The 12637-nt window shown below is 35.8% G+C and carries 10 protein-coding genes, 2 tRNA genes and 1 rRNA gene; 6 read left to right on the forward strand and 7 right to left on the reverse strand.

Annotation, left to right across the window (positions count from 1 at the left end):
- The first annotated feature begins 78 nt into the window (after window positions 1-78).
- The 5 genes from tolB to AAGD20_RS01090 all read left to right on the forward strand — a co-directional run bounded on the left by tolB (window position 79) and on the right by AAGD20_RS01090 (window position 5067).
- Window positions 79-1404, forward strand: a complete 1326-nt coding sequence (gene tolB, locus AAGD20_RS01070) for a Tol-Pal system beta propeller repeat protein TolB (RefSeq protein WP_341749085.1) — start codon at window positions 79-81, stop codon at window positions 1402-1404.
- A gap of 20 nt (window positions 1405-1424) precedes the next feature.
- Window positions 1425-1500: transfer RNA gene (locus tag AAGD20_RS01075), tRNA-Thr, on the forward strand.
- A gap of 433 nt (window positions 1501-1933) precedes the next feature.
- Window positions 1934-2194 (forward strand): monovalent cation/H+ antiporter complex subunit F, encoded by a 261-nt coding sequence (locus AAGD20_RS01080; RefSeq protein ID WP_341749086.1) that lies wholly within the window; start codon window positions 1934-1936, stop codon window positions 2192-2194.
- Entirely contained in the window at window positions 2194-3357 is a 1164-nt protein-coding gene (locus AAGD20_RS01085; RefSeq protein WP_341749087.1) for an FAD-dependent monooxygenase, read from the forward strand. The genes AAGD20_RS01080 and AAGD20_RS01085 overlap by 1 nt, the downstream gene beginning before the upstream one ends.
- Before the next feature lie 207 nt (window positions 3358-3564).
- A 16S ribosomal RNA gene (locus tag AAGD20_RS01090) occupies window positions 3565-5067 on the forward strand.
- 436 nt (window positions 5068-5503) lie between these two features.
- Here AAGD20_RS01090 and AAGD20_RS01095 read toward each other — a convergent pair.
- The 4 genes from AAGD20_RS01095 to petA form a co-directional block, all read right to left on the reverse strand.
- Window positions 5504-5935 (reverse strand): DNA (cytosine-5-)-methyltransferase, encoded by a 432-nt coding sequence (locus AAGD20_RS01095; RefSeq protein ID WP_341749088.1) that lies wholly within the window; start codon window positions 5933-5935, stop codon window positions 5504-5506.
- A gap of 150 nt (window positions 5936-6085) precedes the next feature.
- Complete coding sequence (locus AAGD20_RS01100) at window positions 6086-6859, reverse strand: cytochrome c1 (protein WP_341749089.1); 774 nt, start codon at window positions 6857-6859, stop codon at window positions 6086-6088.
- A complete protein-coding gene (locus tag AAGD20_RS01105) occupies window positions 6856-8067 on the reverse strand; it encodes a cytochrome b (RefSeq protein WP_341749090.1) in 1212 nt (403 codons plus the stop codon). The genes AAGD20_RS01100 and AAGD20_RS01105 overlap by 4 nt, the downstream gene beginning before the upstream one ends.
- 6 nt (window positions 8068-8073) lie before the next feature.
- Window positions 8074-8601, reverse strand: a complete 528-nt coding sequence (gene petA / locus AAGD20_RS01110; protein ID WP_341749091.1) for a ubiquinol-cytochrome c reductase iron-sulfur subunit — start codon at window positions 8599-8601, stop codon at window positions 8074-8076.
- Window positions 8602-8799: 198 nt separating this feature from the next.
- Here petA and AAGD20_RS01115 point away from each other — a divergent pair, with 198 nt between their 5' ends.
- Window positions 8800-9444 carry a hypothetical protein gene (locus AAGD20_RS01115; protein WP_341749092.1) on the forward strand — a complete coding sequence of 215 codons (645 nt, stop codon included), beginning with the start codon at window positions 8800-8802 and terminating at the stop codon, window positions 9442-9444.
- A gap of 81 nt (window positions 9445-9525) precedes the next feature.
- Here the strand turns inward: AAGD20_RS01115 and AAGD20_RS01120 are convergent, their stop codons facing one another.
- The 3 genes from AAGD20_RS01120 to AAGD20_RS01130 form a co-directional block, all read right to left on the reverse strand.
- Window positions 9526-10467 (reverse strand): site-specific tyrosine recombinase XerD, encoded by a 942-nt coding sequence (locus AAGD20_RS01120; RefSeq protein WP_341749416.1) that lies wholly within the window; start codon window positions 10465-10467, stop codon window positions 9526-9528.
- 19 nt (window positions 10468-10486) lie between these two features.
- Window positions 10487-10561 (reverse strand) — tRNA-Cys (locus tag AAGD20_RS01125).
- A 139-nt stretch (window positions 10562-10700) separates the two neighbouring features.
- Complete coding sequence (locus AAGD20_RS01130; RefSeq protein ID WP_341749093.1) at window positions 10701-12548, reverse strand: AAA family ATPase; 1848 nt, start codon at window positions 12546-12548, stop codon at window positions 10701-10703.
- Between the last annotated feature and the right edge of the window lie 89 nt (window positions 12549-12637).

The following is a 12637-nucleotide window of genomic DNA, read 5'->3' on the forward strand; positions in this document are numbered from 1 at the left end:
CTGCTATAGTGTAGCTAATAAAATATAGTTAGTAAAAAAATTGATATAATTTGTTAAAAAATGATCTAGGTGGGATTAGTGATCAAGTATTTATTTGTTATACTATTAGTAGTTGCTAACTTTAATAGCTATGCAATAGAAACTATAGTTATAGAGCGTGGACATGTTGATCCAATGCCGATAGCCATTAATAAATTTGATGCAGATAATAGTGGTAATAGTGTAATTGGTGCTGATATAATTAGTGTAGTATCTAATGACCTAAAAAGTTCTGGTATGTTTCGTCCTATTTCTACTGCTTCTTTTATAGAACAGACTCTAGGAATAAAACATAAGCCTCTTTTTGCTGCTTGGCGACAAATTAATGCAAATCTGCTAATTAATGGTGAAGTTATCAAACTATCTTCTGGTAAGCTAAAGGTTAGTTTTATATTATGGGATGTAAGTTTAGAAAAAGATCTTATAGGTGAGGTTTTTGAAGTATCAGCAAATTTATGGCGTAGGGTGGCACATAAAATAGCTGATAAAATTTACGAGAAAATTACTGGCGATTCAGGTTATTTTGATACGAGAATAGTGTATGTGTCAGAGAGTGGACCTTATCTAAAGCGAGTAAAGAAAATAGCTATGATGGATCATGATGGTGCTAATCACAAATATCTGTCAGATGGTAAAAATCTAGTTCTTACTCCAAGATTTTCGCCGCAAGCAGATAAGATTATGTATTTATCGTATGCACGAAAGCAAAAACCACATGTTTACATTCGTGATCTTAAAACGGGTAAAGAAAAATTGGTTGGTAATTTCCCTGGTATGTCCTTTGCTCCAAGATTTTCACCCCAGGGGGATAAGGCTATAATGTCAATGGCAAGAAATGGAGCTACCCATATTTTTGAAACTGATTTGAATAGTATGGTGACTAAACAATTGACCAATGGTATTGGTATTAATACTTCTCCTAGCTATTCACCGGATGGTACTAAGATAGTTTTTAACTCTGATCGAAGTGGATCAAGGCAATTATATATTATGAATTCTGATGGTTCAAATGTTGAACGTATCAGTTTTGGAGGAGGAGTTTATGCTGCACCAAGTTGGTCGCCTAGAGGTGATTATATAGCTTTTACTAAAATTTCTAGAGAGGGTTTTACCATTGGGGTGATGAAAGCTCTTGCTAATGGTGAGGAAAATAGTGAAAGAATTATAACTAGCGGGTATCTGGTTGAAAGTCCTTGCTGGTCAACCAATGGTAGGATAATTATGTTTGCTAAAGGTTGGCCTCCTAGAAACAAAGTAGCTGGGAGAAATCGTATATATTCCATTGATTTAACCGGTTATAATGAAAGAGAAGTTATCACCCCTCAAGATGCTTCTGACCCAGAATGGTCAAAAATGTTAAACTAACGCAAGTTTATAAACATCTCGCCGGTATAGCTCAGTTGGCAGAGCGACGCATTCGTAACGCGTAGGTCGGAGGTTCGATTCCCTCTATCGGCACCATAAATATAGAAATACTTTATAGTCAATGTCTATTAGCGAGGAGGATCGTAGGTTGACGAAGCAATTGTAAGTTGTTACTCCCGCTTCCTCTTGTCATTCCCGCGTAGGCACATAAGCGTCAGTTTAAGAAAACAATAATTGAGAAACCGTCATTGCGAGGAGACTGTAAGGTCGACGAAGCAATCCAAAAATTATAATAAATCTGGATTGCTTCGTCGTGCGGTTTCCGCACTCCTCGCAATGACGTTTGAGGCGTATACACGTCATTGCGAGCGAATGTATGTGAGTGTAGCAATCTATTTTAATCATTTTTCTGGATTGCATCAATGCCACTAAAGTAGCTCTGAGCCATGACGTTTGAGGTCGTACATGTCATTGCGAGCGAACATATGTGAGCGTGGCAATCCATTTTTAATTAATTTTAATTAGGTCTATGATAAATTTTTATTTAGTCATTAATATTTTATTTGTTGCTTTAATGATTTATTTATTGCTTAAAAATAGAAATATTTTTGTAAAACTCTTAGTGCTGAATAGTTTAACTAGTATAATGACTTTATTCATTTGTTTTCTTGGGTCATTTAAAATGAATAATTGTTATTTAGATATTGCTCTGATTTATTTTCTGTTAAGCTTTATAGCAAGTGGAGCATATTTAAAGTATTTTATTGGTCAGTCTAATAATGTAATGTAATGAAAAAAGAAATAGTAATATTAGGTTGTGGTTTAAGTGGTATGCTTACGGCATTATCATTTGCCGAAAAGAATATTAAAACTACGATCCTTGAGTGTCAATCAATAAACTCTAGCAGCTTTTGTGCTGATATCAGGACTACAGCCTTAACTCCTGCTTCTTCACGGTTTTTAGAAGCTAATAATCTGTGGTCTGAGATTGAACAGGTAGCTGGCAAAATGCTGGAAATTTATGTTGTGGATAATAAGGCACCAGAAATGTTGTGTTTGCCAAATATCAAAGGTAATGATGCATTAGGTTATATAGTAAAAAACAGTGAATTTAAGCAAATATTACTAGAAAATGTTAAAAAAAACTCATTGATCAACATAATTGATCAGTGTGGTTATCAAAAGATCGATAGTAAAGCTGATCATTCGATCATCTATTTAGATAATCAGAAAACTATAAATAGTGACTTATTGATTGTTTGTGATGGGCATAATTCTAAAGTCCGTCAATATTATTTCTTCAATAAAATAGAAAAATCATATAATCAAACTGCCTTGACATTTAATATTAGGCATGAGAAAAATCATGAAAATTGTGCTATTGAACATTTTATGCCATCTGGTCCTTTTGCCATTTTGCCTCTCAAGGATCAAAAAACCTCATCGATAGTATGGACTACCAGCCAAGAGCAGGCTACGTTATTGACCAGTTTGCCGAGTGAAGAGTTTGAGTATTTGGTAAGTAGAAATTGTGGCAATTCTCTAGGAGCTATTGCGGTGGATAGTGATATTAGTTCTTTTCCTTTAAAAGCTCGTGTAACTAGTAAATATTTTCATAATAAAATAGTAGTAGTGGCAGATAGTGCACACGTAATTCATCCGCTAGCTGGTCAAGGCTTAAATCAGGGCATCAAAGATATTGAAACTTTAACTGGGTTAGTTGCAAGTAGCGGTACAAATGCAGTAGTACTAGAACGATATCAAAAATTAAGACAAAATGATAATTGTAATATGTATATGATTACTGAGAGCCTAAATAGTATTTTCTCAAATCATTCAAAACCCTTATGGTACCTAAGACGTCTAGGGCTTAAAGCTATTGATAATATAGATCCGATTAAGAATTTATTAAAACAATATGCTATGGGTAAAAGGTTTAATCTTAAAAATTAGAAGGTTATTGTAAAAAAAATCAAAATAGCAGTTGACAGCATAGTAGATTTTGCATATGATTACCACACGAAAAGATGATTACTCATCAGCTCGTAAGCTGTTTTTAAAAGTAAATAATCAGATATAGGTAGTGACAGCAAAATGTACTTATCACTTAAAGTGATAAATTAAACCTGTCAATTTTTTGAATAAAAAGTAGACAGAATCAAACTTGAGAGTTTGATCCTGGCTCAGAACGAACGCTTTCGGTATGCTTAACACATGCAAGTTGAACGGATTAATTTAGGGCTTGCTCTAAATTAGTTAGTAGCAGACGGGTGAGTAACACGTGGGAATCTGCCCATCAGTACGGAATAACATTTAGAAATAAATGCTAATACCGTATATTCTCTTCGGAGGAAAGATTTATCGCTGATGGATGAGTCCGCGTCAGATTAGGTAGTTGGTAGGGTAATGGCCTACCAAGCCAACGATCTGTAGCTGGTCTGAGAGGATGATCAGCCACACTGGGACTGAGACACGGCCCAGACTCCTACGGGAGGCAGCAGTGGGGAATATTGGACAATGGGCGAAAGCCTGATCCAGCAATACCGAGTGGGTGACGAAGGCCTTAGGGTTGTAAAGCCCTTTTCAGCAGGGAAGATAATGACGGTACCTGACCAAGAAAGCCCCGGCTAACTCCGTGCCAGCAGCCGCGGTAAGACGGAGGGGGCTAGCGTTGTTCGGAATTACTGGGCGTAAAGAGTGCGTAGGCGGTTTAGTAAGTTGGAAGTGAAAGCCCGAGGCTTAACCTCGGAACTGCTTTCAAAACTACTAATCTAGAGTGTAGTAGGGGATGATGGAATTCCTAGTGTAGAGGTGAAATTCTTAGATATTAGGAGGAACACCGGTGGCGAAGGCGGTCATCTAGGCTACAACTGACGCTGATGCACGAAAGCGTGGGGAGCAAACAGGATTAGATACCCTGGTAGTCCACGCCGTAAACGATGAGTGCTAGATATCGGGAGAAATTCTTTCGGTTTCGTAGCTAACGCATTAAGCACTCCGCCTGGGGAGTACGGTCGCAAGATTAAAACTCAAAGGAATTGACGGGGGCTCGCACAAGCGGTGGAGCATGCGGTTTAATTCGATGTTACGCGAAAAACCTTACCAACCCTTGACATGGTGGTCGCGGGAAGCAGAGATGCATCCCTTCAGTTCGGCTGGACCACACACAGGTGTTGCATGGCTGTCGTCAGCTCGTGTCGTGAGATGTTGGGTTAAGTCCCGCAACGAGCGCAACCCTCATTCTTATTTGCCAGCGGGTAATGCCGGGAACTATAAGGAAACTGCCGGTGATAAGCCGGAGGAAGGTGGGGACGATGTCAAGTCATCATGGCCCTTATGGGTTGGGCTACACGCGTGCTACAATGGTATCCACAGAGGGAAGCAATACGGTAACGTGGAGCAAATCCCTAAAAGATATCTCAGTTCGGATTGTTCTCTGCAACTCGAGAACATGAAGTTGGAATCGCTAGTAATCGCGGATCAGCATGCCGCGGTGAATACGTTCTCGGGCCTTGTACACACTGCCCGTCACGCCATGGGAGTTGGTTTTACCTGAAGGTGGTGAGCTAACGTAAGAGGCAGCCAACCACGGTAAAATTAGCGACTGGGGTGAAGTCGTAACAAGGTAGCCGTAGGGGAACCTGCGGCTGGATTACCTCCTTTAAAGACTTAATATAGCAAGTATTACTTTTGTAATATTTGCCTAAGTTCGACTTTCGCTGTCACTACCTTTAACTGATTGTTTATCAAATTTTTAAAAACAGCTCTTTCTTTGATTGTCATTCCGTTGCTATCAAGTTATAGCTCTGCCTAACTTGCTAAGGAAAAACATTATCTCCTATAGTTTCTTACTACTTACCTTACACATGGCATTTAAAAGTCATATAGAAAATAGCTTGTGTCATTGCGATCATACCTTACAATTTTTTATTTATTTCCTTATGATGAGTAAAAAAGCTGACTGCTAAGAGTCATTGCGAGGAGCTACTTTAGTAGCGACGAAGCAATCCATGAGAATTAGTATAGATACACCAAGACTATATGGATTGCTTCGTAGGCTCACGCCTCCTCGCAATGACGTTTTTATGCTGCTTAATACTTATAGAATAAAAATTGTAGGGTACTTATATCCTATTTCATCAAGTTTTATATCTATCGTTTTAATAACATTACCATTATCAATATTCATAATATTTTTAACATTCTCAAGCAATAATATTAATGGTTTATGATATTGTGCAATTCTAATTATTTCATAAAATAATTTACCATTTATATCATGTAGACCATTCTGTTTACCGGAGATACTAAAAGGTTGACAAGGAAAACCGGCACATAAAATATCATGTTTTGGTATTTTTTGCTCAGGAATCTCAGAAATATCACCCATGGGCTTTTCTCCAAAATTCCTTTTATAAGTTTCTTGCACATCTTTATCAATATCTGATGAAAAAACACACTCCATCCCTTTTTCTTCAAGAGCTATACGAAAATCACCAATACCACAAAATAAATCTATAAATTTGTACATATAGGAGACACATTAATTATATATTGGCATAGGATAAACATTATACAATGATAAAAAAATATTACTCCAAATTGATATCTATAAGTTGTAATTAGAACAATATTACTGTCATTTACATTTTGAATTTATAATTGCTGGTGTATAATTAAGTTACTTGACATTTTGCCAAATTCTATTTTTAGAAATATAAAAGAAAATTGTAAAAATTACTAAAAATATCATTACCTTCAAACCCATAGATTTACGGTTTTCCATTTCAGGTTCAGCAGTCCATTGTAAAAATACGGTAACATCCATAGCCATTTGTTCTACCGATGAATTTGTTCCGTCTATATATTGTACTTGTCCATCTGTTAGTGGAGCTGGCATGGCAATTTGACTATGCGGAAAGTATGGATTGTAACTTAATCCTGGCATTAATTTAAAATTCTCAGGAGGATTAGTATAACCAGTAAGTATAGAATATACATAATTTGCCCCATCAGGTCTTGCTTTAATGATCAATGATAAATCAGGTGGGTCTGCCCCGTTATTGGCTGCTCTTGCTGCTTGTTCGTTAGGATAGGGGCGAACAAATGGATCAGATGGTAGAGCTGGTCTTTCAAACATTTCTCCTGCATCATTGGGTCCATCTTGCACCGTATAATTTTTGGCTATTTCTTTAATTTCTTCATCTGAAAATCCTATATCTTTAAGATTACGATAATATAAATTATAAAGACCATGACACACACTACATACTTCTTTATAGACTTGAAAGCCACGTTGGGCAGCTTTTCTATCAACGCTAGCAAAAATTCCGTCAAATGACCAAGCAATCTTTTTTGTAGGTAATGCTTCGTTGGCAGTGATAGTATTGGATACTAACAAAATTAACAAACACAGGTAAAATTTGATATAAGAGGTAATTTTATTATCTTTCATATAGAATCCGGTAATGGCAAAGTTTTCTCATACTTGCTAATTAGTGGTACTGCAACGAAAAAATGAAAGAAATAGTAAGTAGCAGCAAATCTACTTAAGGTAATATAAGGGTCTTCGGCTGGTTTTCCTCCAAGATATCCAAGTACCAAACAATCAGCTATGAACAGCCAAAAAGCTATACGGAACATTGGTCGATAATTGGCACTTCTAACTTTTGAGCTATCAAGCCAAGGTAAAACAAATAATAACAAAATACTAGAAAACATTAATATTACCCCACCTAGCTTTGACGGTACTGCCCGTAAAATAGCATAAAATGGCAAAAAATACCATTCTGGAACTATATGAGTTGGAGTAACCAAAGGATTAGCTGGTACGTAATTGTCAGGATGTCCTAAATAATTTGGTTTGAAAAAGACAAAAAAAGCAAATATTAGAAAATAAACACCAAATCCAACAAAATCTTTTACAGTATAATATGGATGGAAAGGAATAGTATCTTTAGGGGATTTAACATCGATACCCTTGGGGTTATTTGAACCATGAACATGTAGGGCTACTAAATGAAGTAAGACTAAAGCTACTATAATAAAAGGCAATAAATAATGTAAAGCAAAGAATCTGTTAAGTGTAGGGTTATCAACTGAAAAACCTCCCCAAAGCCAGGTAACTATCGATTTGCCAATGACAGGTATAGCTGAAAATAAATTGGTGATTACAGTTGCTCCCCAGTAGCTCATTTGTCCCCAAGGCAGCACATATCCCATAAAGGCAGTAGCCATCATGATAAGAAAAATTATTATGCCTATATGCCATAATAACTCTCTAGGTTTTTTGTACGAGCCATAATATAACCCTCTACAGATATGTAGATAAACGACAACAAAAAACATTGATGCCCCAACTGAGTGTATATAACGTATTAGCCAGCCATAATTGACGTTACGCATAATTTTTTCAACACTCTCGAAGGCGTAATCGACGTGAGGGGTATAATGCATAGCCAAAATAATGCCAGTGATTATCTGAATTACTAAGGCAATACCAGCTATTGACCCTAAGTTCCATAGGTAACTCAAATTTTTGGGTGTTCGGTATTCGCCTAGATGTTTAAAGAACGAGAAAATAGGGAGTCGGTAGTCGATCCATTCTATGATCGGATTGGATTTGTTTGGATTGGATTCTTCAGGATAATTACTTTCATTCATAAATAATTATCCGATTTTAATTTTTGTATCGGAAATAAATTCATATGGTGGAACAGCCAAATTTAAAGGAGCTGGTCCTTTGCGTACTCGACCAGATGAATCATACTGAGAGCCATGGCATGGGCAAAACCAACCGTCATAATCGCCTTGGTTTGCAAGTGGTACGCAACCCAAATGGGTGCAAATGCCTATAGTCACCAACCACTTATCATGCCCAGATTTAACTCTATCTTGGTCAAGCTCAGGATCCATTAGCTCGGCGAGATTTACATTTCTTGCTTCAGCGATTTTTTCTGGAGTTCTATTAGTAATAAAAACCGGCTTGCCTTGCCATTTAACAGTAACAGTTTGCCCTGGTTGGATTTGAGATAAATCCACTTCTATTGAAGATAGGGCAAGAACATCTGCTGAAGGGTTAAATGAACTAACAAGAGGATATGTAGCACACGCTGCTCCAACCACAACCATACTGCTAGCAGTTAAGGTTATAAAATCTCTACGAGTTGCCTTATCATAACAATTAGTATTTGACATAAACTGATCAGTATAATTTATAGATATCTACGTAATATGTTACTATAAAAGTAATAAAATATCAAGCATCTCTTCAGCAATTTAATATAAGAATACTTGACACTCCCAAAAAAAACAAATATAGTACCGTTTGTTACGATTAGCTAATTTTTGTTAACTAATTACTAAAATCTCAACAAATAATTAAAGGAGTTATTTATGTTATTACCTTCAGATTTAGTACAAGTTTTAGAGTTTCCACAAAATTATTCTTTCTTAGAAGTTCATGCTGCACTTTCTGACCCGAGGAATATATTAAAAAATGATTATTTAAATAAAGCCACAAATCCTGATGTACCTGCAACGTATAATGATAAAGTAAAATTCCTACTAGGTGCATTGCATATGAAAGGACTAGGAGCAAAAGGAGATGAGTTACACCATATCTCAAATATTACTAAAATTTTAGCAAATGGGTTTAATCCAGAAGACTTACCAGAGTTATATATGGACGTAATCCAAAAAGCAAATGACGAGGAAAGAGAGTTGATTTTTAAGCAATGTAAAGATACTACTCATGCTGCTTCAATTTTTGTGCTACTCTATCCAGAGTTTAACACCCCTGAAACAGTAACGCTCTATCCAGATGTTAATGACGCCCCTGAAAATGCCTGTTCAGCCATTGCTGGTGCTGATACCCCACCAATAAGTGCAGAAGATAAATTAAATGAAGATGAAAAATGGCAAATTTTGAATAGTTTTGTAGGTAATGAGGACGATAAGGAAGAACTTTCTCAACAGCTCTTCCCGGAAGATGTAAAACCTTCTGGCGATGTACCAAATGCATCTGCATATGATTATTAACCTTATAGCTAAACCTGTATACTGCCTCCTAGACAAATGGGAGCAGTATACTTAGTTATAAAAATTTTGGAAATATATAAGTCATTTGATTATAGTTGATTTTAGCGGATGGCGATCTAAGGCAAGTTTTAAATGCTTTGTTTGGATATGGGTATATATTTGGGTAGTGCTAATATCAGCATGTCCAAGTAGTTCTTGAATCACCCTAAGATCTGCACCACCTTCTAGTAAATGGCTAGCAAAACTGTGACGTAAAGTGTGAGGGGAGATATTATCTGGATTTAACCCAACCTTAATAGCTGCTTGTTTTAACAGAATTGCAAAATTCTGTCTAGTCATATGACCACTAGCGGCAGAAGAGCAAAATAAGTAAATTTGACTTTTTAAATGTTTTTTGCTGATAAAGTTACTGCGAATAGTTAAATAATCTAGCAAACTGAGGGCAGCCTGTTCATTAATGATCACCATTCTTTCTTTATTGCCCTTACCAGTTATAGAAAATATCTTTTTAATATTTTGCGACATTTTATCTTGCAACATTTGATTTGCTAAAATATCAGTTAGCTTGATACTGACAAGCTCAGAAACGCGTAATCCACTTGCATACAATAAATGAATCATTGCTTTTAGGCGTATGGAATCAGTATCTTTATCTTGTTCGCAATATAAAAGTAAAGTTTTGATTTGATCAATCGATAATGTAGCAGGAAGTTTAGTTTGGTATTTTGGTAAATCTACCATCAAAGTAGGGTTATAATTGGTATGTTTTTCACTAATTAAAAATTCATAATAGTTTTTTATAGTTGATATCTTCCGATTGATCGATCTTGCTTGCAAGCCATTTTCTGCTAAATATTCTACCCAATCTCTAATATTTTCAGCTTTAATATTTAGTTCTGATAATTTATTTTGTAATAAAAATTTTTGAAAATCTAACAGATCGCATTGGTAGCTAAGCTTCGAATTATTAGCTACTCCACGCTCAGCTATCATCATTTCTAGGAATTGCTCAATAAACCCCATCATATTAGTATATTTTTTGTGGAGGCCAGGGTCGGAATCGAACCGACGCATTGAGGATTTGCAGTCCACGGCATTACCACTTTGCTACCTAGCCCAAAGATTGTAAATACTATAGTCAATTGATGAGAAATTGGTAACGTCGTCACTCGCCTATTACTTATAGGCATCGCTCCATAGTTTCTAGCCCCAAATTCTCCTGAATTGACTATAATCAATATTAGAGGAAAAGGCAATTAAATTTTATCAATCTGATATTCTAGTGCCACTTCCTTGCCGCAAAAAGCCATAGCAATTTTGATAATTTTCTGAACATGAGAGTGTTCTTTTATTTTAGCCTCATATTTTTTTCTCACGATTTGATCTAACCCTTCTTTGGCAACAGATTCTAAAATATCAGGAGATTTACATATTTTATATTCAATAATAATAGCATTGTCACCTTTACCTATCTTGGGTAGTAGCACAATGTCCGCCCTACCGCTACCGGTTTCTCTTTCACTGTCTATTATATAGCCAAGAGATAACGTGTTAATTAAACCTAGCATAAAGCCACTATAAAATAGCTCGGCTTTTTTCTCGCCAGTTTGATGAAAACTAGTAGCGTTTAGTAATAATTCTTGCAGCCTTTCTTTAAATTCTTCTATTTTACCTGCCGGCAGCAAACTAGCAAATGAATAATATAAAGAACTATCCATTTGTAACTTGTTGCTCACCCACTGCAATAATCTTGCATTATATATGTGTTTTACCTCTTTATTAGGAGCGGATAATTGATAAATATCCTCTTCTGACTCGATTACCATTGGGTTTAAATAACCACTAAATAGTAATAGACTAAATAGCCCTGACCGTGTGTTAATATCACTGAAACTAATTTGTCTGGTAATAGGGGAGATAATATTTTTGCCACTAGCGAGTAGCTGAATATCTTGTTGCATTCCATCTGACAATAATGCTTTATCAACAAGAGCCGTCCCCCCACTATCAAGCCAGTAATGATCAAGCTTGCCTTTATGAGCCAAACATTGCATAATCGACCATGGATTATAGATTATCTCCCCACCAAAACTATAGCCATTATACCAAGCTTTAATTTTTTCAGGATTAGTTGCTGTTGGTACTTTTGCTAACAATTCATCAACTTCTGCTTGAGTAAAACCATAGAACTTAGAATATTTTTCATCAAGCAAGCTATATTCACTAACATTATTCAAATCCGAAAATAAATTAGCTTTAGCAACCCGTAATATACCAGTAATTACGCCTTTTTCTAAATAAGGATTAGTTTTTAAACTACTGCCAAACATCCCGCGGAATATTTTTAGTACGTCGTCAAATTCTTTTAATTTATCACCAAATTCAATGTACGAACTATTGATCGGCGTGTCATATTCATCAATTAATATGTAAACTTTTTGACCAAAATGTTTGTACAGTACTTCACTCAAAACCCGTAAACTATCTTTTAAGTCTTCCTTATCAAGCTTTCCTGTAAAATATCGATTTAACTTTTCCTTTTGTGCATCATCTAGTAATTTTTCATCTGTTGTTATATAACGCTTTAAGTATCGATGGTTTGTAAACAAATTAGTTACTTGATTTTTTATTCCATTCTCAATTTCCTGGTAGTTACTGCCTTTAACATCTTTAAGATTGAGCAAAATCACCGGAAATTGACCTTGTTGAATCATGGCATATTCATTACCGTTAATCTTTAAAGGTTCTAAAGTCCTTTTTCCTTTAATACCTAAATCTACTGTACCACCTGTAAATAGCTTGTTATTTACTCTATCCTCTTCAGGTAAAGGCATACCTCTCTCATCCACCTCTATCTCAAAAAATTTCTGGAGCATGTTCATATTCAAGCTCTTACCCCACCGCCTTGGTCTGGTGATTAGGATTACTTCTCCACTATCTTCCAATAATTCTTTGATCATTAGGCTTTTATCAACAAATACATCACTATTTAGCAATAACGTCTCAAAATTATCGGTACCTATCCTCATTCTCGGTGGTTTATTGTTATCTTTAACAATATTAGTTTCTTTGGTTGATATATTATCAAAAAATTCTACTGTCATATTAGAAATATATTATAAACTTTATTAAGTAAATAATAGCACAAACAAGCTAGCCTAGCTAGTAGATTACAGAAAATAAATTACATCGC

The organism is Candidatus Tisiphia endosymbiont of Sialis lutaria (genome assembly GCF_964026535.1).
GTDB lineage: Bacteria > Pseudomonadota > Alphaproteobacteria > Rickettsiales > Rickettsiaceae > Tisiphia.

Excerpts from the sequence above, each read along its gene's own strand:
- AAGD20_RS01080 (WP_341749086.1), top strand. The coding sequence starts at position 1,934 with ATGATAAATTTTTATTTAGTCATTAATATTTTATTTGTTGCTTTAATG.
- AAGD20_RS01085 (WP_341749087.1), top strand. The coding sequence starts at position 2,194 with ATGAAAAAAGAAATAGTAATATTAGGTTGTGGTTTAAGTGGTATGCTT.
- AAGD20_RS01095 (WP_341749088.1), bottom strand. The coding sequence starts at position 5,935 with ATGTACAAATTTATAGATTTATTTTGTGGTATTGGTGATTTTCGTATA.
- AAGD20_RS01100 (WP_341749089.1), bottom strand. The coding sequence starts at position 6,859 with ATGAAAGATAATAAAATTACCTCTTATATCAAATTTTACCTGTGTTTG.
- AAGD20_RS01105 (WP_341749090.1), bottom strand. The coding sequence starts at position 8,067 with ATGAATGAAAGTAATTATCCTGAAGAATCCAATCCAAACAAATCCAAT.
- petA (WP_341749091.1), bottom strand. The coding sequence starts at position 8,601 with ATGTCAAATACTAATTGTTATGATAAGGCAACTCGTAGAGATTTTATA.
- AAGD20_RS01115 (WP_341749092.1), top strand. The coding sequence starts at position 8,800 with ATGTTATTACCTTCAGATTTAGTACAAGTTTTAGAGTTTCCACAAAAT.
- AAGD20_RS01120 (WP_341749416.1), bottom strand. The coding sequence starts at position 10,467 with ATGGGGTTTATTGAGCAATTCCTAGAAATGATGATAGCTGAGCGTGGA.
- AAGD20_RS01130 (WP_341749093.1), bottom strand. The coding sequence starts at position 12,548 with ATGACAGTAGAATTTTTTGATAATATATCAACCAAAGAAACTAATATT.